Origin of the sequence: uncultured Albimonas sp. (genome assembly GCF_963977235.1) — a bacterium.
In the GTDB taxonomy this organism is placed as follows: Bacteria; Pseudomonadota; Alphaproteobacteria; order Rhodobacterales; family Rhodobacteraceae; genus Albimonas.
In genome coordinates this window covers 1-21,272 of record NZ_CAXBOD010000070.1, presented here as the reverse complement: position 1 = coordinate 21,272, position 21,272 = coordinate 1, and the positions used below count along the sequence as shown (strand labels likewise).

Annotated in this window: 21 protein-coding genes; 10 read left to right on the top strand and 11 right to left on the bottom strand. The window is 72.8% G+C overall.

Going from position 1 to position 21,272, the window contains the following annotated elements:
* Positions 1-73: 73 nt before the first annotated feature.
* Both AAC134_RS20860 and AAC134_RS20855 read right to left on the bottom strand, forming a co-directional pair.
* Entirely contained in the window at positions 74-403 is a 330-nt protein-coding gene (locus tag AAC134_RS20860; RefSeq protein WP_339951172.1) for an integrase core domain-containing protein, read from the bottom strand.
* A gap of 513 nt (positions 404-916) precedes the next feature.
* Entirely contained in the window at positions 917-1,285 is a 369-nt protein-coding gene (locus tag AAC134_RS20855) for a DUF3604 domain-containing protein (RefSeq protein WP_339951170.1), read from the bottom strand.
* A gap of 399 nt (positions 1,286-1,684) precedes the next feature.
* On the opposite strand from AAC134_RS20855, the gene AAC134_RS20850 reads away from it, so the two are divergent.
* Entirely contained in the window at positions 1,685-2,851 is a 1,167-nt protein-coding gene (locus AAC134_RS20850; protein ID WP_339951168.1) for an HlyD family secretion protein, read from the top strand.
* Entirely contained in the window at positions 2,841-3,956 is a 1,116-nt protein-coding gene (locus AAC134_RS20845) for an FUSC family protein (protein WP_339951166.1), read from the top strand. The genes AAC134_RS20850 and AAC134_RS20845 overlap by 11 nt, the downstream gene beginning before the upstream one ends.
* Here AAC134_RS20845 and AAC134_RS20840 read toward each other — a convergent pair.
* From AAC134_RS20840 to nth, 4 genes are all read right to left on the bottom strand, one after another.
* On the bottom strand, positions 3,922-4,590 hold the full coding sequence (locus tag AAC134_RS20840) for a potassium channel family protein (RefSeq protein WP_339951164.1): 669 nt from the start codon (positions 4,588-4,590) through the stop codon (positions 3,922-3,924). The genes AAC134_RS20845 and AAC134_RS20840 overlap by 35 nt on opposite strands.
* Positions 4,591-4,594: 4 nt before the next feature.
* The gene (locus tag AAC134_RS20835; RefSeq protein WP_339951162.1) at positions 4,595-5,719 is read right to left on the bottom strand and encodes an AI-2E family transporter; all 1,125 of its coding nucleotides are present in this window, start codon (positions 5,717-5,719) and stop codon (positions 4,595-4,597) included.
* Between the two features lie 208 nt (positions 5,720-5,927).
* Positions 5,928-6,929 carry an adenosine kinase gene (locus AAC134_RS20830; RefSeq protein WP_339951160.1) on the bottom strand — a complete coding sequence of 334 codons (1,002 nt, stop codon included), beginning with the start codon at positions 6,927-6,929 and terminating at the stop codon, positions 5,928-5,930.
* On the bottom strand, positions 6,926-7,672 hold the full coding sequence (gene nth / locus AAC134_RS20825) for an endonuclease III (protein WP_339951158.1): 747 nt from the start codon (positions 7,670-7,672) through the stop codon (positions 6,926-6,928). Before nth ends, AAC134_RS20830 begins: the two co-directional genes overlap by 4 nt.
* Positions 7,673-7,810: 138 nt before the next feature.
* Here nth and AAC134_RS20820 point away from each other — a divergent pair, with 138 nt between their 5' ends.
* The 3 genes from AAC134_RS20820 to AAC134_RS20810 all read left to right on the top strand — a co-directional run bounded on the left by AAC134_RS20820 (position 7,811) and on the right by AAC134_RS20810 (position 11,530).
* The gene (locus tag AAC134_RS20820) at positions 7,811-9,046 is read left to right on the top strand and encodes a putative DNA modification/repair radical SAM protein (protein WP_339951156.1); all 1,236 of its coding nucleotides are present in this window, start codon (positions 7,811-7,813) and stop codon (positions 9,044-9,046) included.
* Positions 9,046-10,485 carry a UdgX family uracil-DNA binding protein gene (locus AAC134_RS20815; protein ID WP_339951178.1) on the top strand — a complete coding sequence of 480 codons (1,440 nt, stop codon included), beginning with the start codon at positions 9,046-9,048 and terminating at the stop codon, positions 10,483-10,485. The genes AAC134_RS20820 and AAC134_RS20815 overlap by 1 nt, the downstream gene beginning before the upstream one ends.
* Positions 10,486-10,714: 229 nt before the next feature.
* Complete coding sequence (locus AAC134_RS20810; RefSeq protein ID WP_339951176.1) at positions 10,715-11,530, top strand: bifunctional helix-turn-helix domain-containing protein/methylated-DNA--[protein]-cysteine S-methyltransferase; 816 nt, start codon at positions 10,715-10,717, stop codon at positions 11,528-11,530.
* A 257-nt stretch (positions 11,531-11,787) separates the two neighbouring features.
* Here AAC134_RS20810 and tgt read toward each other — a convergent pair whose 3' ends face one another.
* Positions 11,788-12,915 (bottom strand): tRNA guanosine(34) transglycosylase Tgt, encoded by a 1,128-nt coding sequence (gene tgt, locus AAC134_RS20805; RefSeq protein ID WP_339951154.1) that lies wholly within the window; start codon positions 12,913-12,915, stop codon positions 11,788-11,790.
* A gap of 143 nt (positions 12,916-13,058) precedes the next feature.
* Between tgt and AAC134_RS20800 the strand changes: the two genes are divergently transcribed.
* Positions 13,059-13,424: an SUF system Fe-S cluster assembly protein gene (locus AAC134_RS20800; protein ID WP_339951152.1), complete on the top strand. Its 366-nt coding sequence runs from the start codon at positions 13,059-13,061 to the stop codon at positions 13,422-13,424.
* A gap of 36 nt (positions 13,425-13,460) precedes the next feature.
* Here the strand turns inward: AAC134_RS20800 and chrA are convergent, their stop codons facing one another.
* Positions 13,461-14,627, bottom strand: coding sequence for a chromate efflux transporter (gene chrA / locus AAC134_RS20795; RefSeq protein WP_339951174.1), 1,167 nt, complete (start codon positions 14,625-14,627; stop codon positions 13,461-13,463).
* Between the two features lie 304 nt (positions 14,628-14,931).
* On the opposite strand from chrA, the gene AAC134_RS20790 reads away from it, so the two are divergent.
* From AAC134_RS20790 to tpiA, 3 genes are all read left to right on the top strand, one after another.
* Entirely contained in the window at positions 14,932-15,288 is a 357-nt protein-coding gene (locus AAC134_RS20790; protein ID WP_339951150.1) for an iron-sulfur cluster assembly accessory protein, read from the top strand.
* The gene (locus AAC134_RS20785) at positions 15,288-15,626 is read left to right on the top strand and encodes a TfoX/Sxy family protein (protein WP_339951148.1); all 339 of its coding nucleotides are present in this window, start codon (positions 15,288-15,290) and stop codon (positions 15,624-15,626) included. Before AAC134_RS20790 ends, AAC134_RS20785 begins: the two co-directional genes overlap by 1 nt.
* A gap of 133 nt (positions 15,627-15,759) precedes the next feature.
* Positions 15,760-16,503 (top strand): triose-phosphate isomerase, encoded by a 744-nt coding sequence (gene tpiA, locus AAC134_RS20780; protein ID WP_339951146.1) that lies wholly within the window; start codon positions 15,760-15,762, stop codon positions 16,501-16,503.
* A gap of 126 nt (positions 16,504-16,629) precedes the next feature.
* On the opposite strand, the gene AAC134_RS20775 is transcribed toward tpiA, so the two are convergent.
* Together AAC134_RS20775 and AAC134_RS20770 are read right to left on the bottom strand one after the other, a co-directional pair.
* Positions 16,630-17,262 carry a hypothetical protein gene (locus AAC134_RS20775; RefSeq protein WP_339951144.1) on the bottom strand — a complete coding sequence of 211 codons (633 nt, stop codon included), beginning with the start codon at positions 17,260-17,262 and terminating at the stop codon, positions 16,630-16,632.
* A gap of 303 nt (positions 17,263-17,565) precedes the next feature.
* Positions 17,566-18,666, bottom strand: coding sequence for a DUF6456 domain-containing protein (locus AAC134_RS20770; RefSeq protein ID WP_339951143.1), 1,101 nt, complete (start codon positions 18,664-18,666; stop codon positions 17,566-17,568).
* A gap of 408 nt (positions 18,667-19,074) precedes the next feature.
* On the opposite strand from AAC134_RS20770, the gene AAC134_RS20765 reads away from it, so the two are divergent.
* The gene (locus AAC134_RS20765; RefSeq protein WP_339951141.1) at positions 19,075-19,419 is read left to right on the top strand and encodes a DUF6477 family protein; all 345 of its coding nucleotides are present in this window, start codon (positions 19,075-19,077) and stop codon (positions 19,417-19,419) included.
* A gap of 25 nt (positions 19,420-19,444) precedes the next feature.
* On the opposite strand, the gene AAC134_RS20760 is transcribed toward AAC134_RS20765, so the two are convergent.
* On the bottom strand, positions 19,445-21,055 hold the full coding sequence (locus AAC134_RS20760) for a trimethylamine methyltransferase family protein (protein WP_339951139.1): 1,611 nt from the start codon (positions 21,053-21,055) through the stop codon (positions 19,445-19,447).
* Positions 21,056-21,272 lie beyond the last annotated feature (217 nt).

The window sequence follows — 21,272 nt, the reverse complement described above, 5'->3', positions numbered from 1 at the left end:
CGGGGAAAGAATACCCGGGATTCCAGCTGCGAGCGGTCCAGTTCTTTGGGGGCAGAGCAGGTTGAGATGGTCTTCATGCCGCCGCTTTGTTGACGTCCGTGGCCGCGTAGATCTCATTCGGGGGTCTTGTGCCCAGGGTCGAGTGCGGTCGGTGGGCGTTGGAGTGGTCGACCCACCTGCGCAGACCCGCGCGGAGGTCCGAGCCGGTCCCGAAGGCGTGCAGGCAGATGCGCACGCCCGCGTTCTGAAGCGCGCCGGTGACCCTCGGGCTGCCGTGGTCGCTGTTGGATATCCCCGCCCGACCGTGGCGCGCCAGAGTTGCTTCCAACGCCTCGATGCAGAAGTCCGCATGCAGCGTGTTCGACACCCGCCAGGCGAGCGCCTTCCGCGTCGCCCTGCCCATGATGGCGACCGGCTGATCGCGACCAGCCGGCCCTGCCGTGCGATCGACAGCCGCGGGTGAGCGAAATCGATCGTCTCTCGCCTCCGGGACACGCTCATCGTCCGGAGGCTTTCAGCACAGGTTCCCGCTCCAGGTCCGGCTCCCCGATCTTCGCGTGCAGCTTCGACAGCTCCGCCTCCCGATCTGCCGCCGCCGCCTCGGCCCGGCCCGAGAGCGCGCCGGACATGCTTTCGACGGACCGCCGCAGACGACGTGGCGAACCTGCTTGTCGCCCGCGACAAACGCGGTCCGCCCCGAGGCGATGAAGGGTGCCACGCCGCCTCTTCGCAGACTGCCGCGATGGCGCTGTCGCCGGTCCGCTTGCAGGCGGGACTTCCCGCTGGCGTTTCAGCGCGTTGCGGATTCAGCCCTGCCAGAACACCGCGATCAAGCGATGCATCGCGTGCGCGGCAACCTGGCCGCCGGCACGGAGGACCTCGTTGCATATCCGGCAGCCTGCGCCGGCCATGACCTTCATCGGCGCGTGACGGTGTCCACGATCGCGCCCGCCGCCATCGAGCGGTCGGCCACGCTGTTGAAGTCGACGAAAGACTTGGGCTTCCTCGACCGGCCGATGTTCGAGACGATCTGTTGTCCGCGACCGCGGCGAAAAGCGGGGCGGACAGCCCTGGTCGTGGCGAACCAGATCGCGTCGACCAACGGACCGGAGTGGACCGCGCGCTCGCCCTCAAACACCCCGGTGCAGCCGGCCCGGTCGGCATGCGTCGAACAAGGCCGCCACTGGAGTGCGGTTTCGCGGGGGTCCGGGTCGTCCTGCGCGGTCGATCGGCCCGTGGAGAGGACCCCAATGGCGGCGGCGCGGCGACTCTTCCTGACGGGCATACTGCGCGGATCGATTGTCGCCGAGAGCGTCTGTGTCGATGGGACAAAGTGCGCCCGATCTCCCCAGGACCCTGCCGCGGCAGGTGTCGCGCATGCTGTGACGCCCAAGGGCATCACGTTCGGCATCGCCAACACGGGTGCGCCGAGGGGCGGCTTTTGTTCCACGGTGCGCACACGCTGGCACGCGCCGCGAAACTGCAGAAGTCTCAGGCGAAGCGGCCGGCGTCTGACGGGCCGGCAAGAGTGGATCCGCCGCCGGTTCGCAAGCCCGGAAGTCGATCCGCAGGCCCTTGAGCGAATGCCGTCTTGCGGCGGGCGCCCACATGGGCGCCGCCTGCGGTTGCGCGGGGGCGCGGGTCGGCTAAGGTCCTCGCGCGGAAGGCAACGGAGGGCGCGCGCATGGCGGACACGATCGAGGCGGCCCCGGCCGAGAGCCCCGGGGCGAAGTCGACGGGCGCGAGCACCGGGCCGGATTCGGCGCCGCCGCCGGCCGCGGCGCGCGACGGGCTGGCGGGGCTGCGCCGCGCCACGCTGTGGGCGCTGGGGATCGCGGTGGCGCTGTTCGCCTATTACGTGATCGCCGACCGCACCACGCCGTTCTCGGGCGACGCGCGGGTGCAGGCCTTCGTGCTGCGCGTGGCGCCGGAGGTGACCGGCCACGTGGCCCGCGTCAACGTCGTGGACAACGAGGTGGTCGAGGCCGGCGAGGAGCTGTTCGCCATCGACCCCGAGCCCTTCCAGATCGCCGTCGACCAGGCCCAGGCGCGCCTCGAGCAGGCCGGCCAGGCCGTCGGCGCCAACACCGCCGCCGTCGACGTCGCCCAGGCCCAGCTCGAACGCGCCCGCGCCAATGCCCAGAACGTCCGCGCCCAGACCGAGCGCGTGCTGGAGCTGGTGCGCAAGGGCGTCTACGCCAAGGCGCGCGAGGACGACGCGCTGGCGGCCATCGACGAATCCGAGGCCGTGGTGCTCGCCGCCGCCGCCGACCTGCGTCGCGCGCAGGAGCAGCTGGGCCCCGAGGGCGAGAACAATCCCGGCGTGCAGGACGCGCTCGCGGCCCTCGAAAGCGCCCGCTACAACCTCGAACGCACCACGATGACCGCGCCGGCGCGGGGCGTGGTGACCAACCTGCAGCTCGCCGCCGGTCAGACGGTGACCGCCGGCGCCGCCTCGATGACCTTCATCTCGGCCGAGGACATCTGGCTGCGCGCCGCGATGCGCGAGAACAGCCTGGGCGTGCTCAGCCAGGGCCAGTCGGCCGAGGTGGTGCTCGACGCCCTGCCCGGCCAGGTGTTCCGCGCCACCGTGCGCTCGGTCGGCTGGGGCGTGGCCGGAGAGGCCGTGGACCCCGCCACCGGCCTGCCCCAGTCGACCGCCGCGCAGGGCTGGCTGACCGACCCGCAGCGCTTTCCGGTGATCCTGAGCTTCGAGATGGAGCAGCTGCCCCGCGGCGCCCGCTACGGCAGCCGGGCGGCGGTGATCGTCTATACCGGCGACAACGCGGTGATGGACGCGATCGCCTGGGCGCGGATCCGGCTGATCGCCCTGCTGACCTATGTCTCCTGACGCGGACCCGCAGGCGGGGGCGCGGCTGAAGGCGCGGGGGCTGCGCATCGCGCTGGCCGTGACCGCGGCCCTGGCGGTCGAGGCGCTGCGGGGCGCGGACCTGCCGATCCTCGCCCCGATGATCGCGCTGCAGATCCTGGCCACGGCCCAGCGGCCGCCGGGAGCGAAGATGCTGGCGATGCTGTTCGGAGCGGCGGCGGCCTCGTCGCTGGTGGCCTGGGTGATCGCGGCCTTCACCGTCTCGATCCCCGGCGCCTACCCGCTGGGGATGGGGGTGCTGTACCTGTGGTGCTTCGCGCTGGCGATGCATCCGAAAACCCGGCCGCTGGGGGCGATGGCGCTGACCATGACCATCGTGGTCGGCGCGCTGTCGGCCGCCTCGACCGGGGCGGCGGCCGGGCTGGCGCTGTCGCTGGTGCTGTCGATCCTGGCCGGCGCGGCGGTGGTCTACCTGGCCTTCGCCGCGCTGCCCGGCCCGCCGCCGCCGGCCGCGGCCGCCGGCCCGCAGGCCGGGGCCGACGCCGACGCCGACGCCGAGGCCGAGGCCGAGGATGACATCGCCGAGCCCGCCGGCGTTCCGGCGCCCGAGATCTCGGTCGCCTTCCGCGCGGCGCTGGCCACGCTGACGATGCTGCCGCTGCATCTGTGGCTGACGGCGGACGGCGGGGTGGCGGCCATGCCGGTGCTGTTCACCTGCTCGTCGATGCTGCGCCAGCCGGGGGTGGCGGCCTCGCTACGCGATTCGCTGACCCGGCTGGCGGGGACCGCCGCGGGCGGCGCGGCGGCGGCGGGCGTCCACGCGCTCACGCTGATGCATGGCGAGGCGACGCTGGCGCTGGCCATGGTCGCCACGCTGTCGCTGGGCTTCGCCTGGCGGATGTCGGGCGGGGCGTTGCAGGCGCAGGTCTGGCTGCCGGGCTTCGTCACCTTCCTGGCCCTCTACGGCATGACCCTGTCGCCGAGCCTGGGCGGCGACGAGGTCGCGGCCTCGGAGCGCCTGTGGCAGGTGGCGGTCGGCGCCGTCTACACGGTCTGCGCGGTCAGCCTTCTGGCGCCGCTGGCGCGCCGGATCAGCGGTCGCCGCGCAGGCCTCCGCCCGGTTTGAGGTCCGAGGCGATCCGCCCGATCAGCACCGCCACATAGAGCGCGCCGACCACCGCCTCGGTCGCCGCCAGGATCCGCGCCATCGGCGAGACCGGCAGCACGTCGCCGTAGCCCAGCGTGGTGACCGTCACCAGGCTGAAATAGACCAGATCCGCGCCCGTCGGCCCCTCGCCCGGGACCGCGATCGCGCCCGGGTGCAGCAAGAGCGCGGCGGCGTAGAGCTGCGCCCAGGTCAGCGCCAGCATGAAATAGCCGAACACCGCGCCGGCCAGCGCGTCGCCGTCGGCCTTCTGCTCGCGCACCAGCGCCTCGACGGTCAGCCACAGGGTCTGGGCGGCCAGCCACAGGGCCGCGGCGAAGGCCAGCCCCGCCGCCACGGGCGAGCCGGTCGCCTGCGCCAGCAGGTGCAGCGCCAGCCACAGCAGCGGGGTCGCGAGCTTCAGGGGCCGCGCGACGCTGGCCGAGCGGGTGACCAGCCCCGTCGCGGCCACCGTGGCCGCGAACAGCGCCGCCAGCGCCGCCTCGCCCAGCGCCGAGCCCTGCAGCGCCGGCTGGCCCAGCAGCAGCGCCGCGGCCAGCGCCAGCAGGAAACGATAGCGCCAGCGCTCCGCCGCGGGCGCGAGGCCGAGCCTCATGCCCTCAGGCTCCGGGGAGCGGCGGCGGCGGCGGGGCGGCGGCGGCCTCCAGCTCGGGGTCGAGCGTGTCGGTCTCGAAGGCGATCCAGGTGGTCACCATCTCGTAGAACAGCGCCAGGATCACCGGGCCGATGAACAGGCCCAGCAGCCCCATCGAGAGCGTGCCCCCGATCACGCCGATCATGATCACCACCATCGGCGTGGTCAGCCCGCGGGCCATCAGGATCGGCTTGAGCACGTTGTCGAGGAACAGCACCGGGATCATGTAGAGCGTGAAGATCGCCGCGTGCAGCGTCGGGTTGATCGCCCAGTCGAGGATGATCAGCGGGATGATCACCAGCGGCGGCATCTGGATCACGCAGGCCATCACCGCGGCCGCCGCCAGGAAGCCGCCCAGCGGCAGGCCGGCGACGATGATGCCGATGGCGGCCAGCCCGCCCTGCACGATCGCCACTCCGATCACCCCGCGCGAGACGTTCTGGATCGTCTTCGAGGCCATCATCGTCATCGCCCGTCCGCGGGCCGAGATCCGCCCCGCGACGCGGCTGGTGGCCTCGGACAGGGGCGCCGCCCAGGCCAGGAACACCGCGGCGAAGATCACCGACAGCGCGAACTGCAGAACCCCCAGGATCAGCCCCGCGCCGGCCCCGGCCAGCGAGGCCGCGATCTCGCGCAGCTTGGGCGCGTACTGCTGCGAGAGGGCCAGCAGGTCGACGCTCGCCTCCTGCCAGGTCTCGAACAGCTTCGCGCCCACCAGCGGCCAGTCGCGCACGGATTCGGCCGGCGGAGGCAGGGTCAGGGTTCCGTCGCGGATATGGGCCAGCAGCTCGCCCACCGAGTCGACCAGCGAGTTCACGATCAGGATCGTCGGCCCGATGATGATCACCAGCCCCAGCAGCGCCATCACCGTGGCGGTGCGCCCGCGCCTGCCGCCCAGCCTGGCGTTCAGCCAGTCGAAGGCCGGCGCCAGCGCCACCGCCAGGATCACCGACCAGATCAGGATCGAGGCGAAGGGCGCGATCAACTCGAAGCTCAGCGCCATGAACAGCGCCAGCACGCCGATCGTCACGAACACGTCGACGGACAGCGTGATCACGCGCTGGCGGGCGGGATCTTCGGGGTGGGTCATGACTCGGTCCCTTCTGGACGCGGTTCCGGGCGGCGGCAACCGGGGCCAGTCTCGCCTCGCCGGCGCGTTTAGGGAAGCGGTCGAAACGCGCGGCCCGGCGACGTCGCGGGAATGCAACTGTCGGGGGACGGCTCCGCGCGCGCCTCTCGCCCCGCGGCCGCGGCGGGCCGGGGGGCGAGGACCCGCTCGGCCTGGCCGGACGCCGCGGTCAGGACAGGCCGAAGCGGGCGAACAGGTCCTTGAGGTTCTCCTCGGGCCGCGCGCCGATGTGGGAGATCACCTCCCCCGCGCAGACGCAGCCCATGGTCCCGCAGGTCAGCAGGTTGCGGTTGCGCGTCAGCCCGTAGAGGAAGCCCGCCGCGAACAGGTCCCCCGCCCCGGTGGCGTCGACCCGCTTCATCGGCGCGGCCGGCGCATGCACCGTGCGGTCGCCCTTGAGCACGTAGGCGCCCGAGGGGCCCACGGTGCAGGCCACGATCTCGACCTCCTGGCGGGCAAGGTCCATGGCGTCTTCCAGCGTCTCGGTCTGGTAGAGGCTGACCAGCTCATGCTCGTTGGCGAACAGCAGGTCCACCTCCTCGATCACCATCTTGCGGAAGGCGTCGCGGTGACGCTCGATGCAGAACGGGTCCGACAGGGTGATCGAGACCTTGCCGCCGGCGGACTTGGTCGCGGCGATGGCCTTGCGGAACGCCTCCTGGCTCTCCATCCCGTCGAAGCGATAGCCCTCGAGGTAGATCCAGCTCGCGTCGGCCATCAGGGCTTCGTCGATGTCGTCCGGCCCGAGGTCGGCCGAGACGCCCAGGTAGGTGTTCATCGACCGCTCGCCGTCCGGAGAGACCAGCACCATGCAGCGCCCGGTCTCCTCGTCCAGCCGGTCCTTCGGCGTCGGCGGGGTGTCGAAGGCCACCCCGAGCGAGCGGATGTCATGGGCGAAGATCGCGCCCAGCTGGTCGTCCTTGACCTTGCCGACATAGGCGGCCTTCGCGCCCAGCATCCCCAGGCCCGCAATGGTGTTGGCCGCCGAGCCGCCCGAGATCTCCTGCGCCGGGCCCATCTTGCCGTAGAGCTCGATGGCGCGGTCGGCGTCGATCAGGGTCATCACGCCCTTGCCGACGCCGTTCTCCTCGAGGAACTGGTCGGTGACGCGGCCCAGCACGTCCACCATGGCGTTGCCGATGCCGACGACGTCGAAGCGTTTCTCGCTCATGCGGTCTCCTCAGGAGGCGTGGCTTTCGCGCGGGTCGCGCGGGGTTTCTTCGCGGGCGTCGCCGCGGCGGGATCCGGCGCGCCCGGCAGGGTCGCGTCGGGGATCTTCTCGTCCCAGGCGCAGAGGTCCCGGATCAGGCAGGTCGGGCAGTTCGGCTTGCGCGCCGTGCAGACATAACGGCCGTGCAGGATCAGCCAGTGGTGGGCGTGGCGCTGGTACTCGGCGGGGACGTTGTCCTCGATGGCGCGCTCGACCGCCACCACGTCCTTGCCCGGCGCGACGCCCGAGCGGTTGCCGATCCGGAAGATATGCGTGTCGACCGCCTGCGCCGGCTGGCCGAACCACATGTTCAGCACCACGTTCGCGGTCTTGCGCCCCACGCCCGGCAGGGACTCCAGCGCCGCGCGCGACGAGGGGACCTCGCCCTCGAATTCCTCGATCAGGCGCTGGCTCAGCTTCAGGACATTTTTGGCCTTGTTGCGATAGAGGCCGATGGTCTTGATGTGCGCGATCAGCCCTTCCTCGCCCAGCGCCAGCATCTTCTGCGGCGTGTCGGCGATGGGGAACAGCGCGCGGGTGGCCTTGTTGACCCCCTTGTCGGTGGCCTGCGCGGACAGCGCCACGGCCACCAGCAGGGTGAAGGCGTTGAGATGCTCCAGCTCGCCCTGCGGCTCCGCGCATTCCTCGTGGAAGCGGCGGAAGATCTCCTTCATGGAGGCGTAGGGAAGCTGCGCTGCGGTCATGGCCGGCACCTTGCCCCGCAGCGCAGCAAGGAGCAAGCGGCGCCGGCGCGGCGCTCCGCCGCCTGCCGGAGCGGGATTTCACGAGTCTCGCCATCCCGGACATTGTCGCCGGGGAATCGAGAACATATGATGAACGTCATGACGAGACTCTCCCTGGACCGGAAGCTGGCGATCCTCTCGGACGCGGCGAAATACGACGCCTCCTGCGCCTCCAGCGGGGGGCAGAGGCGCGACAGCCGGGACGGGAAGGGGATCGGCTCGACCACCGGCTCGGGGATCTGCCACGCCTATGCGCCGGACGGGCGCTGCATCAGCCTGCTCAAGATCCTGATGACCAACTTCTGCCTCTACGACTGCGCATATTGCGTGAACCGGGTCAGTTCCAACGTCGAGCGCGCCCGCTTCACGCCTGAGGAGGTCGTCTCCCTGACGCTCGAGTTCTACCGGCGCAACTATATCGAGGGGCTGTTCCTCTCCTCGGGCATCATCCGCAGCCCGGACGAGACCATGGCCGACATGGTCCGCATCGCCCGCACCCTGCGCAAGGAGCACGGGTTCCGCGGCTATGTGCACCTCAAGACCATCCCCGACGCCGACCCCCTGCTGGTGGAGGAGGCCGGCCTCTACGCCGACCGCCTGTCGATCAATGTGGAGCTCCCCACCGACCCTTCCGTCGCGGCCTACGCCCCCGAGAAGTCCCCTCAGCGCATCCGCCGGGCCATGGCCCATGTCCGCGCCACCAAGGAGGCGCGGTCGGAGAAGACCCACACCGGCCGCCGCGGGCCGCGCTTTGCGCCCGCCGGCCAGTCGACCCAGATGATCGTGGGCGCGGACGGGGCGAGCGACGCGACGATCCTGACGACCTCGACCCGGCTTTATGCGGGCTACGGGCTGAAGCGGGTCTATTACTCGGCCTTCTCGCCGATCCCCGATTCCTCGGCCGCCCTGCCGCTGGTGAAGCCGCCGCTGATGCGCGAGCATCGGCTGTATCAGGCCGACTGGCTGCTGCGCTTCTACGGGTTCGAGGTCGGCGAGATCGCCGCCTCCGCGCCCGGCGGCAACCTGGACCTGGCCATCGACCCCAAGCTCGCCTGGGCGCTGGCCAACCGCCACCTGTTCCCGGTGGACGTGAACCGGGCCGAGCGCGAGACGCTGCTGCGCGTGCCGGGGCTGGGCACGAAGACCGTGGGCCGGGTGCTGACCACGCGCCGCCACCGCACCCTGCGGTGGGAGGATCTGCAACGGATGGGCGCGAACCTGAAACAGGCGCGGCCCTTCATCGCCCTGCTCGACTGGCGCCCGCGCGCGCTGGCGGACGAGGAGAATCTGCGCGCCCGCTTCGCCCCGCCGCCCGAGCAGCTTTCCCTGCTGTGATCCGCCGCGTCGCCCTGCCCCGGATCGGCACGTCGGCGGCCTGGCGGGCGGAGGCCCGCGCCCTGCTCGCCGCCCGCGTTCCGCCCGAAGCGGCGCTCTGGAGCCGGGGGGAGGCGGAGGCCGACCTCTTCGCCGAGACGGCGCCTGCGCCCCCCTCGACCGCCTCGGCCACCGTCCCGCGCGCCTTCGTCGAACTGGCCGAGCATGTCGTCTGGCACGCGGACCCCGAGCGGTTCGCCCGCCTCTACGCCCTGCTGGTCCGCCTGCAATCGACCCGAGGGCTGATGGCCGACCGCGGCGACGCGGCCGTGGCCAGGCTGGAGCGGATGGCCAAGGAGGTCCGCCGCGACCGGCACAAGATGACCGCCTTCGTCCGCTTCCGGGAAGTCGGCGAGCCCTGCGCCCCGCGCCGCCGCTTCGCAGCCTGGTTCGAGCCCTCGCATTTCACGCTGGAGCCGACGGCGCCCTTCTTCGCCCGGCGCTTCGGGGACATGGACTGGTCGATCTTCACCCCCGACCTCGCCGCGCATTTCGAAGGCGGCGCCCTGCGCTTCGCCGACCCGCCGCCGCGCCCGGAGATCGCCGCCGACGCGACCGAGGACCTCTGGCGGACCTATTTCCGCTCGATCTTCAACCCTGCGCGCCTGAAGCCGAAGGCGATGCAGGCGGAGATGCCGAAGAAATACTGGCGCAACCTGCCCGAAGCCGAGCTGATCCCCGAGATGATCGCCGGCGCCCAGGCCCGCGCCCGCGAGATGGCCGAGGCCGCCCCCACCCTCGCCCCCGCCCGCGTCGCCCGCATCCGCGAGCGTCTGGCGGCCCCCGAGGCGCCTCCGCCCGAAGACCGCCCCGCGACCCTGCCGGCGCTGGCCCATGCCCTCGACGGCTGCCGCCGCTGCCCGCTGTGGGAGCCGGCCACCCAGCCCGTCCCCGGCGAGGGCCCGCCCGACGCGCCCCTGATGATCGTCGGCGAGGCGCCCGGCGACCGCGAGGACCTGACCGGCCGCCCCTTCGTGGGCCCCGCGGGCCAGCTTTTCGACCGGGCGGCGGAGGCGGCGGGGCTCGACCGCTCCCGCGCCTGGATCACCAACGCGGTCAAGCACTTCAAGTTCGCGCCCCGCGGCAGGCGCCGCCTGCACCAGACCCCCGACGCCGGCGAGATCCGGCACTGCCGCTGGTGGCTGGAACTGGAGCGGGAGATCCTCTCGCCCCGGCTGGTGGTGGCGATGGGGGGCACGGCGCTCGAAAGCCTGACCGGGGACCGGCGGGGGCTGCTGGCGCGCCGCGGCGGGGTCGAGGCGACCGCCGACGGCACGCCGCTGCTGGTCACGGTCCACCCCAGCTGGATCCTGCGCCTGCCCGACGCCGGACGGCGGGAGGAGGAGACCGCCCGCCTCTCCGAGGACCTGCGCCAGGCGGCGCGTGTGCTGGCCGCCTGAGCCGGCGCCCGATCCCGCGCAGCGGGCGCCCCGGACCCCGATCCGGGGCCTCCTGCGCGGGATCGGGGGACCGGGCCGCCCGCGCAGGATTCGGGTGGGTCGCGGGCGCCGGCGCGCGTATGTTGGGGCTCAGTTCAGGAGACACGCCATGACCGCCGCGATCCAGACCGCCGCAGACGCCGACCGGTTCGAGCGTCCCGACTCCGCCGAGCGCTTCACCTACGATCTGATGGCCGCGGCCATCGAGCTGATCGAGGCGCAGGCGGGCGAGCATCCCTCGCTCGAGGCGCTGGCCGCGCGCATGGGCCTGTCGCCGGCGCATTTCCAGAAGCTGTTCACCCGCTGGGTGGGGGTCAGCCCCAAGCGCTACCTGCAATGGCTGACGCTGGACCATGCGCGCGCCCTGCTGCGGGATCGGCACACGGTGCTCGACGCGACCTACGCCACGGGCCTGTCGAGCCCGGGCCGCCTGCACGACCTGTTCGTGCGCTGGGAGGCGATGACGCCCGGCGAATACGCCCGCGGGGCCGAGGGCCTGACCCTGCGCTGGGGCTGGTTCGACAGCCCCTTCGGCGAGGCGCTGGCCTTCGGCGGCGACCGCGGGCTGACGGGGCTCGCCTTCTCGGCCGAGGTGGGGCGGGAGGCGGCCTTCGCCGACATGGCCCGCCGCTGGCCGCAGGCGAGGCGCGTCGAGGATCCCGACGCGCTGACGCCCTGGCTCGACGCCGCCTTCCGGCGCAAGGGCGAGGCGCCGTTGCAGGTGATCGGCGCGCCGTTCCAGCTGAAGGTGTGGGAGGCGCTGCTGGCGGTGCCGACCGGGCACGTGACGACCTACTCCGACCTCGCGCGGGCCATCGGCAACCCCGGGGCGGTGCGCGCGGTGGGCACGGCGGTGGGGAAGAACCCGCTCAGCTGGCTGATCCCCTGCCACCGGGCCCTGCGCAAGGGCGGGGGCATCGGCGGCTATCACTGGGGCCTGGGCGTGAAGCGCGCCATGCTGGCCTGGGAGACGGTGGAGCTGGAGACCGGCCGCGACGCCGCCTGAACTCGCCCGCCCTTTCGGCCACCGGCGCAGCGCCCGCCCCACACCCAAGCCCGACCGCAGGGCGCCTGCAGACCCCTGTTTCTACAAACGGTCTACAGGCGCCCTGCGGGCGGGCTTGGCTGCGTCTCGCCGGGAGCCGAGGCGCGCGCCAGGATCCAGGGGAGGCGCGGCTGGCGCGCGTCGGAGAGGCCCCGGGTCAGGCCCGGGGCGCCGTCGCCTGGGCGGCGGGCCGGACGATCTGGCGCGCGGGCGCGCTCTCAGACGGGGGGCAGGTCGCCCTCCGCGCGGCGGGCGTGGAAGGACGCGGCGAAAGCGTCGAGGGCGCCGGCCTCGATGGCCTCGCGCAGGCCCTGCATCAGCTCCTGATAGTAGTGCAGGTTGTGCCAGGTCAGCAGCATCGAGGAGATGATCTCGCCCGAGCGCATCACGTGATGCAGGTAGGCGCGCGAGTAGCGCGTGCAGCAGGGGCAGGCGCACTCGGGGTCCAGCGGCCGGGGATCGTCGCGGTGGCGCGCGTTCTTCAGGTTCACCGCCCCGAAGCGGGTCAGCGCCTGGCCGGTGCGCCCCGAACGGGAGGGCAGCACGCAGTCGAACATGTCGACGCCCCGCTGCACGGCGCCGACGATGTCGTCGGGCTTGCCCACCCCCATCAGATAGCGCGGCTTGTCCTCGGGCAGCTGGCCGGGCGCGTAGTCGAGGCAGCCAAACATCGCCGCCTGACCCTCGCCCACCGCAAGGCCGCCGATGGCGTAGCCGTCGAAACCGATGGCGGCCAGCGCCTCGGCGCTCTCGCCGCGCAGGTCTTCCTCCAGGCCGCCCTGCTGGATCCCGAACAGCGCATGGCCCGGCCGGTCGCCGAAGGCGTCGCGCGAGCGCCGGGCCCAGCGCATCGACAGGCGCATCGACTCCGCGATGCGGGCGCGGTCGGCGGGCAGGGCCGGGCACTCGTCAAAGCACATCACGATGTCGGAGCCGAGCAGACGCTGGATCTCCATCGAGCGCTCGGGCGTCAGCATGTGCTCGGACCCGTCGACGTGGGAGCGGAAGCGGACGCCCTCCTCGCTCAGCTTGCGCAGGTCCGAGAGGCTCATCACCTGGAAGCCGCCGGAGTCGGTCAGGATCGGCCGCTGCCAGTCCATGAACCGGTGCAGGCCGCCGAGACGGTCGATGCGCTCGGCCCCCGGGCGCAGCATCAGGTGGTAGGTGTTGCCGAGCAGGATGTCGGCCCCGGTCTCGCGCACCGAGCCGGGCAGCATCGCCTTGACCGTCGCCGCGGTGCCCACCGGCATGAACGCGGGGGTGCGGATCTCGCCCCGGGGGGTGGAGATCACTCCGCGGCGGGCGCGGCCGTCGCGGGCGAGGATGTCGTAGGAGAACCGGGTCATGGCGCGGCCCTTACACGCGCGCGGACGCCGCGCCAAGAGCGCGCCCGAGCGCCGTGCCCGCCGCGGATCCGCACGCGGCCCCACCTTTACCGGGCGCAACCGATTTCCTATGTTGGGAGCCAAGCCTGAAGGAGCCGCCGACGATGACCCTGCAAAGCGATCCGCCGGTCGAGGGCGAGCCGCTCGTCGGCCCGTCCACGCCCGAGCATCCGCTCTACGATTCGGTGGTCGAGTCGATCAGAACCGTCTACGACCCCGAAATCCCGGTGAACATCTACGACCTTGGCCTGATCTACCGCATCGCCATTGATGCGGAGAGCAACGTCGAGGTCGACATGACCCTGACCGCTCCCGGCTGTCCCGTGGCCGGCGAGATGCCCGGCTGGGTCGCCGACGCGGTCGAGCCGATCGCCGGCGTGAAGACCGTCAACGTGCAGATGGTCTGGGATCCGCCCTGGGGCATGGACATGCTCTCGGACGAAGCCAAGCTGGAGCTGGGCTTCATGTGAGGATCGAGGGGCCTGCGGGCCCCTTTTTCCGTCCCCTCAGCCCAGCAGCCCGGCCCAGCCGAGCCCCTGCCCCAGCACGGCCGCCCCCAGCACCGCCAGCGGCGGCGACAGCTTCCAGCCGGTCAGCGCCAGCCATGCGGCCATGGCGATGACGAAGCCCGCGGGCTCGGCCGCGCCGCGCGCGAAAACCGGGTCGTAGAGGGCGGCGAGCAGCAGCCCCACCACCGCGGCGTTGACCCCCGCGAGCGCCGCCCGCGCCCTCGGCCGGGCGCGCAGGGCGGCCCAGAAGGGCAGCGCCCCGATCACCAGCAGGGCGCCGGGCAGGAAGATCGCGACCAGGCTGACCACGGCGCCCGGGATCCCGGCCGAGGCCTGGCCGAGGAAGGCCGCGAAAGCAAACAGCGGGCCGGGGACCGCCTGCGCCGCGCCGTAGCCCGCCACGAAGGTCTCGGCGTCGACCCAGCCGCGGCCGACCGTCTCCGCCTCCAGCAACGGCAGAACCACGTGGCCGCCGCCGAACACCAGCGCGCCGGCGCGGTAGAAGGCGTCGGCATGGGCGGCGAGCGGGCCGAGGGACGCCAGCAACGGCAGGCCTGCCAGCAGCAGCGCCGCGGCCGCGAGGCACCCCGCCCCGGCGCTGCGCGACAATGGCGGGCGCAGGGGCGCGCCCGTGGGGGCTGCGGCGGCCTCGGCCACGGTCGAGGCGGAGAGCAGGCCGAAGACGGCGCCCAGCGCGATCGCGCCCAGTTGCCCCGCCACGCCGGGCGCCAGCAGGGCCAGCGCCGCGGCGGCCGCGGCCAGCGCCTGGCGGGGCCGGTCCGGGGCGAGGCTGCGCCCCATGCCCAGCGCCGCCTGCGCCACCACCGCCACGGCGGCGGCCTTCACCCCGACCAGCCAGCCCGCCCCGGCCGCATCCATCGCCCCAACCCCGGCCGCGAACACCGCCAGCGCGATCGCCGAGGGCAGCGTGAACGCCGCCCAGGCCGCCAGCGCCCCCGGCAGGCCGGCGCGCAGCAGGCCCAGCGCCAGCCCCGCCTGGCTCGAGGCCGGACCGGGCAGGAACTGGCACAGCGCGATCAGCTCGGCATAGGCGGCCTCGTCCAGCCAGCGGCGGCGGCGAACCAGCGCCTCGCGGAAGAAGGCGAGGTGGGCGACCGGGCCGCCAAAGCTGGTCAGACCCAGACGCAGGAACACGAGGAACACCTCGGACGCGGTTCCCGCAGGGGCTGCGGCCGGATCCGGGTCGGCGGCGCCGGGCGAGGGCGCGCCCGGCCGCTCTGTCGTGGGTTGCGTCCCGGACACGCCGGCGGCTTCATCGCGCCGCGGTTCGCTCTCCGTCATCAGGCGCCCTTTTCATACCGCTCCCGTCGGCATACATGCACCCTGTCGGCAGCGCGTCCAATGACGCTTCGATGACGTCACGCCCGCAAGGCCCGGCGCGTCGGCGCGTCGCTTGCGGCCGCGCCGGCCGGCGGGTAATTTCCGCATATCCATTGAGGAGGCGGCCATGTTCGGCATACCCGGAAAATCCCCGGTGACGCTGACGCCGGCAGCGGCGGCGCACGTCAGAAAGCTGATGTCCAAGTCCACCGAGCAAGCCTCGGGCCTGCGCATCGGCGTGCGCAAGGGCGGCTGCGCGGGCATGGAATACACCATGGATTTCGCAGACGCGGCCGAGCCCAACGACGAGGTGGTCGAACAGGACGGCGCCCGGGTGATGATCGCCCCCATGGCGCAGATGTTCCTGTTCGGGACCGAGATCGACTATCGCACCTCGCTGCTCGAGTCGGGGTTCGTGTTCAACAATCCCAACGTGACCGAGAGCTGCGGCTGCGGCGAGTCGGTGAAATTCGGGAGCGCCTGATGGCCGTGAACCCGGACCTGGCGGACTGGGCCAGGGACCTGTTCGGGGGTCTGGGCGAGATCCAGGTCAAGGCGATGTTCGGCGGCGCCGGCGTCTATTGCGACGGGGTCATGTTCGCCCTGATCGGCCGGGACGACGAGCTCTACCTCAAGGCCGAGGGCGTGCTGGCGAGCGCGCTCGCCGCCGGCGGCTCGACGCCGTTCACCTATCATCGCGACGGCGCCCCGCGCACCATGGGCTACTGGCGGATCCCCGAGGACGGGCTCGACGATCCCGAGGAAGCCTGCATGTGGGGCGCGCGCTCGCTCGACATCGCGCGCGCCGCCAAGCGGGGCTGAGTCCGGGGCTGCGCCGCGGGGCCAGCGCGCCCGCGACAGCGGCCCCAGACGCCCCGCGGCGCCGCGCGGCCTTTTTCCCGACCCTTCGCTGCGCTAGGTCCCTGTGCAGGAACACTCACGCACGGGAGAGGTCATGAGCCGCCGCAAGCTCGCCGCCGGGAACTGGAAGATGAACGGGCTCGCCGCCCAGCTCTCCGAGATCGACGCGCTCGTCGCCGCCTGTCCGACTCCGGGCTGCGACGTGCTGATCTGCCCCCCCGCCACCCTGCTGGCCCCGATGGCGCAGCGCGCCGCGGGCTCGGTCGTCGCCGTGGGCGGTCAGGACTGTCATGCCAGCGAAAGCGGCGCCCACACCGGCGACGTCTCGGCCGCCATGCTCAGGGACGCGGGGGCCGCCTACGTGATCCTCGGGCACTCCGAGCGCCGCGCCGACCATGGCGAGAGCGACGAGACGGTGCGCGCCAAGACGCAGGCCGCCTGGGCCGCGGGCCTGGTCGCCATCGTCTGCGTGGGCGAGACCGAGTCCCAGCGCGACGCGGGCGAGGCGCTGTCGGTGGTCGCGGGCCAGCTCGCGGGCTCGCTGCCCGAGGGCGCCACGGCCGCCAACACGGTGGTGGCCTACGAGCCGGTCTGGGCCATCGGGACCGGCCGCACGCCGTCCAACGACGACATCGCCGAGATGCACACCCACATGCGCGCCCGCCTGTCCGAGCGCTTCGCCGCCGAGGCCGACGGCATGCGCCTGCTCTACGGCGGCTCGGTGAAGCCGGGCAACGCGGCCGAGATCTTTGCGCTGGCCGACGTCGACGGCGGGCTCGTGGGGGGCGCGAGCCTCAAGGCCGCGGACTTCGCAGGCATCGTCGACGCGGCAGGCTGAGCGCGGGCCGGGGCGAACCCCGGCTCGCCTCCTCGCCTGACCCACGCCCGAACGGAAACGGGCCGCGGGGTCCCATCCCCGCGGCCCGTTTCGATCTTGGCACACCCCCAGCTTACGCTGGCGTTCTCAGCTGCCCAGAAGGGCGCTCGCCTGGCCAACCCAGTCGTCGCGCAGCGAGCGGCCCTTGAAGGCGGTCAGGTTCGAATCGATCCACGCGAGGTTGGCCTCGGTCAGCGAGGCCATCTGCGCGAACGTGTAGAGGCCCATGCCATTGAGCTCGCGCTCCAGCTTCGGGCCGACGCCGCGGATCTGCTTGAGATCGTCGGCCGTGGCGGGCGCCGAGGCGTAGAGGAGCGCGGGCGCGCCCTCGCCGGCCGGCTCGGGCGTGGCCTCGGGGGCCTCGGGGGCGGCTGCGGCCTCGACCGCGAGGTCGGGCGCGTCAGACTTGGGCGCGTCAGATCTGGGCGCGGGATCGGCCGCCGGCTCGGGGGCCGCGGCGGCCTCGGCCGCCTCGACGGCGTCCTCGATCGACGTGGCGGCCTTGGTCTTGGGGGCCTTGGCCTTGCGCGGCGCGGGCTTGGCCTCGGGCGCCGGCGCGGTCTTGGGCGCGAAGGCGAACGGGGCGAAGGTCGTCGCCGCCGCAAAGCGGTAGGGCACGCCGAAGAACGGCGCAAACGGCGAGAAGCTGACCAGGTAGTCCTTCAGGCTTTCGTCGTCGCGCTTCATGAAAGAAACGCCGAGCTTGTAGTCCGCCATCATCGCGAAACCTCGGTCCCTTTGGCATTGCTGCATTGCGAAGTAATCCTAGGGCAACCCATTGTGCATTGCAACATCGCCGGGCGGAATGGCGCGCGGCGCCCGGTGCGGCGCAGCGTCTCGCCCCCCGGTTGCGCCGACTGCGATCGATCCCCGCGCGCGGGACTGCGGTCGGTCCCCGCCCACGGGAACGTCCGGCGCGCGGACCCAGGCGCGCGAGACCCGGGCGGCGAGATACAGGCCCTCGCGCACAAAGGCCGACGCCGCGGGCGCGGCGTCGGCCGGACGCGATCAGGGAGGCGCGATTCAGGCGGCGCCGCGCCGCAGGCCGGCCCCCTCGCCGCGCAGGCCGGAGGCGGGGGCGGCCTCGGCCTTCTCGTGGGCCGGGGCGAAGCCGTAGTGCTCGGCCAGGCGCGACAGCGCGATCTTCAGAACCACCTTGCCCGAGCGCGCCGCCCAGCCCATCCGCCGCTCGGTCGCCTCCAGCCCCTCGAGGAAGCAGCAGGCGCGCAGCGCGGCGTCGTTCAGGCCCGGGCCCAGCGCCTCGAGCGCCTTGGCCAGGCGCCGGCGCGCCTCGGTGGGGCCCGCCGCGGGGTCGCTGGCGCCGCCGCGGCCGGGGTCCCCCGGGGTCAGGAAGCGCTGCCAGTCCTGGGTGACCCGCGGGCCCATCTGGGCGCGTTCGAAGTCCTCGCGCAGGCGCTCGCCGGCGGCGAGCTCGCCCGGGGTCAGGAACGCCTTGCCGTCGGTTCCGCGGCGCCGGGCCAGCCAGCCCAGCGGCGTCTCGCCCAGGTTCACCACCATGTCGCGGGCGGTCCCGTCCTCGACCACGCGGCGGCGGCCGGGGATCTGGTGCTGACGGGCGAAGACGCTGACGGCCTCGGCCATGCCGGGCTGGGGCGCGGGGCTCTCGGCCCGGCGGCGGCGCTGGTCGCCGTCCTCGCCCAGCGTGCGGCGCAGCCACGAGCGACCGGCCGAGGTCACCTCATAGCGCGCCATCGAGGCGCCGCCCTGCACGCAGACGATCCAGTCGCGCGCAGCGAAGGCGCGGGCCATCTCCAGCGGCGTGCGGGCGAGCGTCACAAGCGCCTCGTCCGACTTGCGGAACACGCAGGCGACCTGCGCGCCGCGAGCGAGCGCCAGGAACGCCCGCGGCTCGCACATCCGGCGAAGGATGCGGCGCGCTTCCTTGTCGACAGCCTCGTCGTCGAGGCGGCCGGCGGCGCGGGCGGCGGCGCTCCGGACGGTGGCCGAAGAGACGCTGGGGTCGCGCCGGTCGTCGGGGGTGGGGTGGATCTGGGGCAACGCGGTCTCCTTGGCAGGCGGCGCGGGGACGCCGGGGTCGCGGGCGACGGACTCGAACTCGGACAACAGATCGTCGAACAGCGGGTCGTCCCGCCGCAGTTCCACGCGCCTCACTGCGCGCAGGATGGTCGAGGGATGGCGCCCGGACTCCGCCGCGATGCGACGCAGCGGCTGACCGCAGGCGACGTGGGCAAGATAGATCGCCGCGTCTTCGGACCGGAGGCCGCCGCCATTCGCGGGCAGACGGGATTCCGCTAGGTCACGGCACTTCCGCAACATGGTGACGCCGGACATGGGCCATACCCCAAGGTGAATGTTTTTACGCTAATTCACGCTATGGTTGATTCCTGAACAACGCGTTAATCGCCTGTGGACCGTTTGCCTTAGGCGTTGCGTGGCAAGGGTTTGCCATGGAAGGGGTCTGTGGATGGTCCGCGCGCTGGTGCGCTGTGTTGCGCAACGCCCCCCGAATCCGGGTGAAGATCGCCTCCGACATTCACAGTGGAGGCCGAAATGAAGCACGCCGTCCTGCCCGACCCCGCCCACGCCGAAGCGATCCCCGCCCTGGCCGCGCTGTCCGCGCCCCGGACCGAGGCCACGCCCCCCCTCCTGCGCCCGCGCCTCCTGTGGCGGGCGGCGAAGGCGGGCGCGCGGCTCTATCGTCGCGACAGCCACCTGCGCTCGGCGGCGCCGGGGCTCGACGCGCGCCGGGGGCCGCGGGCGGTGATCGCGAAACTGGTCGAGATGGAGGCGGTCTGGGAGGCGCGTCGCCGCGCCCATGCGCCCGACTACGCCGTGCGCCGCCACGTTCTGGTCCTCTCGGCCCTGCTGGCCGAGCGCGCGGCGCTGGAAGGCTGAGGGGGCGCGGGCGCCCCCCCGCCGATCAGGTGAAGCTGTCGGGCTCCGACGCCTTGCGCCGCGCCACATAGTCCTCGAGCGAGTCGCTCACGCCCTCGTCCAGCGCGGGGGCCTCGTACTCGCCCAGGATCTTCTTCACCCGCGCTTCGGCCAGGCGCTGGGTGTCGCGGCCGCCCTCCTCGGACCAGGTCTCGTAGGGCTTGTAGTCGAACAGGTCCGAGCGCCAGAACGCGGTCTTGAAGTTGCGCTGGGTGTGCTGGCAGCCGAGGTAGTGCCCGCCCGGACCGACCTCGCGGATCGCGTCCATGGCCTGCGCCTCCTCCGAGAGATCAACGCCCTTTGCCGCCTGGTGCAGCGCGCCGAGCTGGTCGTCGTCCATCACGAACTTCTCGTAGGAGGACACCAGCCCCCCCTCGAGCCAGCCGGCGGCGTGGAGCATGAAGTTCACGCCCCCCACCAGCGCCGCGTTCAGCGTGTTCGCGGTTTCATACGCCGCCTGCGCGTCCGGCAGCTTGGAGCCGCACAGCGCCCCGCCCGAGCGGAACGGCACGCCGAGCCGCCGCGCGAGCTGCCCCGCCCCCCACAGGATCATCGAAGCCTCGGGCGTGCCGAAGGTCGGCGCGCCGGAGTTCATGTCGATCGAAGTCACGAAGGCCCCGAAGATCTGCGGGCTGCCCGGCCGCACCAGCTGGGCGTAGGCGATGCCCGCCATCACCTCGGCCAGCACCTGGGTCAGCGTGCCCGCGACCGAGACCGGCGCCATCGCGCCCCCCACGATGAAGGGCGAGACGATGCAGGCCTGGTTGGCGGCCGCATAGACCTCGAGCGCGCCCATCATCGTGGCGTCGAAGTTCAGGGGCGAGTTGATGTTGATCAGCGAGGTCATCGCCGTGCGATCGTTCAGCCCGCCGTCGGCCGCGAACAGCAGCTCGCACATCGCCACCGAATCGCGGGCCCGCGAAGGTTCGGTGACCGATCCCATGAACGGCTTGTCCGACAGCGTCATGTGCGCCAGCAGCATGTCGAGGTGGCGCTTGTTGACCGCGACGTCGGTCGGCTCGCAGACCGTGCCGCCGGAGTGCTGGAGCCACTTCGAGCTGTAGGTCAGCTTCACGAAGTTGCGGAAATCCTCGAGCGTCGCATAGCGCCGCCCGCCCTCGCTGTCGCGCACGAAGGGGGGGCCGTAGACCGGGGCCAGCACCAGGTCGCGCCCGCCGATGGTCACGTTGCGCGCGGGGTTGCGGGCGATCTGCTCGAAGCTCGCGGGCGCGGTGGCGCAGAGCTTGCGGGCGAGGCCACGGGGAATGCGCACCCGCTCGCCCGAGACGTCGGCGCCGGCCTCGCGCCAGCGCGCCAGCGCGGCGGGGTTGTCGATGAAGCCGACGCCGATCTCCTCGAGCACGGTCTCGGCGTTGGCCTCGATGATCTCGATCGCCTCGGCGTTCAGCACGTCGAGGTCGGGGATCCCGCGCGAGATACGCGGGGCAAGGTGCACCTGCCTTGCGGTGCGCTCGGCCCGACGCGCGGCGCCGCCGCCGCCCCGGGCGCGCCGGCCGGCGCGCGCGCCGCCAGCCTCGGCCGAGGCGGTGGAGACGGGCTCGGAGCCGGGGGAGAAGACGTCGTCGCCATCCGCCATGACAGACCTCCGGGAAAGACAGGGCGCGCCCGGTTCGGCGCATCGATCCGCCGGAACCTAAAGGCGACGGGCTTTCTGGCGCGTCACGAATGCGAAGCGCGCCCGCGCATCTGCGACATGCGCCGTTGCCGCTGCGCCTCGGGACCCCCGGGCCGAACCGGACGCGTCGCGCCGCAGGCGCGCCCTGCGCAGCGGCGCGCGGCCTGTCGCGGCGCCC

Coding starts and splice junctions, on each gene's coding strand:
- AAC134_RS20860 (WP_339951172.1), bottom strand. CDS start 403: ATGGGCAGGGCGACGCGGAAGGCGCTCGCCTGGCGGGTGTCGAACACG.
- AAC134_RS20855 (WP_339951170.1), bottom strand. CDS start 1,285: ATGCCCGTCAGGAAGAGTCGCCGCGCCGCCGCCATTGGGGTCCTCTCC.
- AAC134_RS20850 (WP_339951168.1), top strand. CDS start 1,685: ATGGCGGACACGATCGAGGCGGCCCCGGCCGAGAGCCCCGGGGCGAAG.
- AAC134_RS20845 (WP_339951166.1), top strand. CDS start 2,841: ATGTCTCCTGACGCGGACCCGCAGGCGGGGGCGCGGCTGAAGGCGCGG.
- AAC134_RS20840 (WP_339951164.1), bottom strand. CDS start 4,590: ATGAGGCTCGGCCTCGCGCCCGCGGCGGAGCGCTGGCGCTATCGTTTC.
- AAC134_RS20835 (WP_339951162.1), bottom strand. CDS start 5,719: ATGACCCACCCCGAAGATCCCGCCCGCCAGCGCGTGATCACGCTGTCC.
- AAC134_RS20830 (WP_339951160.1), bottom strand. CDS start 6,929: ATGAGCGAGAAACGCTTCGACGTCGTCGGCATCGGCAACGCCATGGTG.
- nth (WP_339951158.1), bottom strand. CDS start 7,672: ATGACCGCAGCGCAGCTTCCCTACGCCTCCATGAAGGAGATCTTCCGC.
- AAC134_RS20820 (WP_339951156.1), top strand. CDS start 7,811: ATGACGAGACTCTCCCTGGACCGGAAGCTGGCGATCCTCTCGGACGCG.
- AAC134_RS20810 (WP_339951176.1), top strand. CDS start 10,715: ATGGCCGCGGCCATCGAGCTGATCGAGGCGCAGGCGGGCGAGCATCCC.
- tgt (WP_339951154.1), bottom strand. CDS start 12,915: ATGACCCGGTTCTCCTACGACATCCTCGCCCGCGACGGCCGCGCCCGC.
- AAC134_RS20800 (WP_339951152.1), top strand. CDS start 13,059: ATGACCCTGCAAAGCGATCCGCCGGTCGAGGGCGAGCCGCTCGTCGGC.
- AAC134_RS20790 (WP_339951150.1), top strand. CDS start 14,932: ATGTTCGGCATACCCGGAAAATCCCCGGTGACGCTGACGCCGGCAGCG.
- AAC134_RS20785 (WP_339951148.1), top strand. CDS start 15,288: ATGGCCGTGAACCCGGACCTGGCGGACTGGGCCAGGGACCTGTTCGGG.
- tpiA (WP_339951146.1), top strand. CDS start 15,760: ATGAGCCGCCGCAAGCTCGCCGCCGGGAACTGGAAGATGAACGGGCTC.
- AAC134_RS20775 (WP_339951144.1), bottom strand. CDS start 17,262: ATGATGGCGGACTACAAGCTCGGCGTTTCTTTCATGAAGCGCGACGAC.
- AAC134_RS20765 (WP_339951141.1), top strand. CDS start 19,075: ATGAAGCACGCCGTCCTGCCCGACCCCGCCCACGCCGAAGCGATCCCC.
- AAC134_RS20760 (WP_339951139.1), bottom strand. CDS start 21,055: ATGGCGGATGGCGACGACGTCTTCTCCCCCGGCTCCGAGCCCGTCTCC.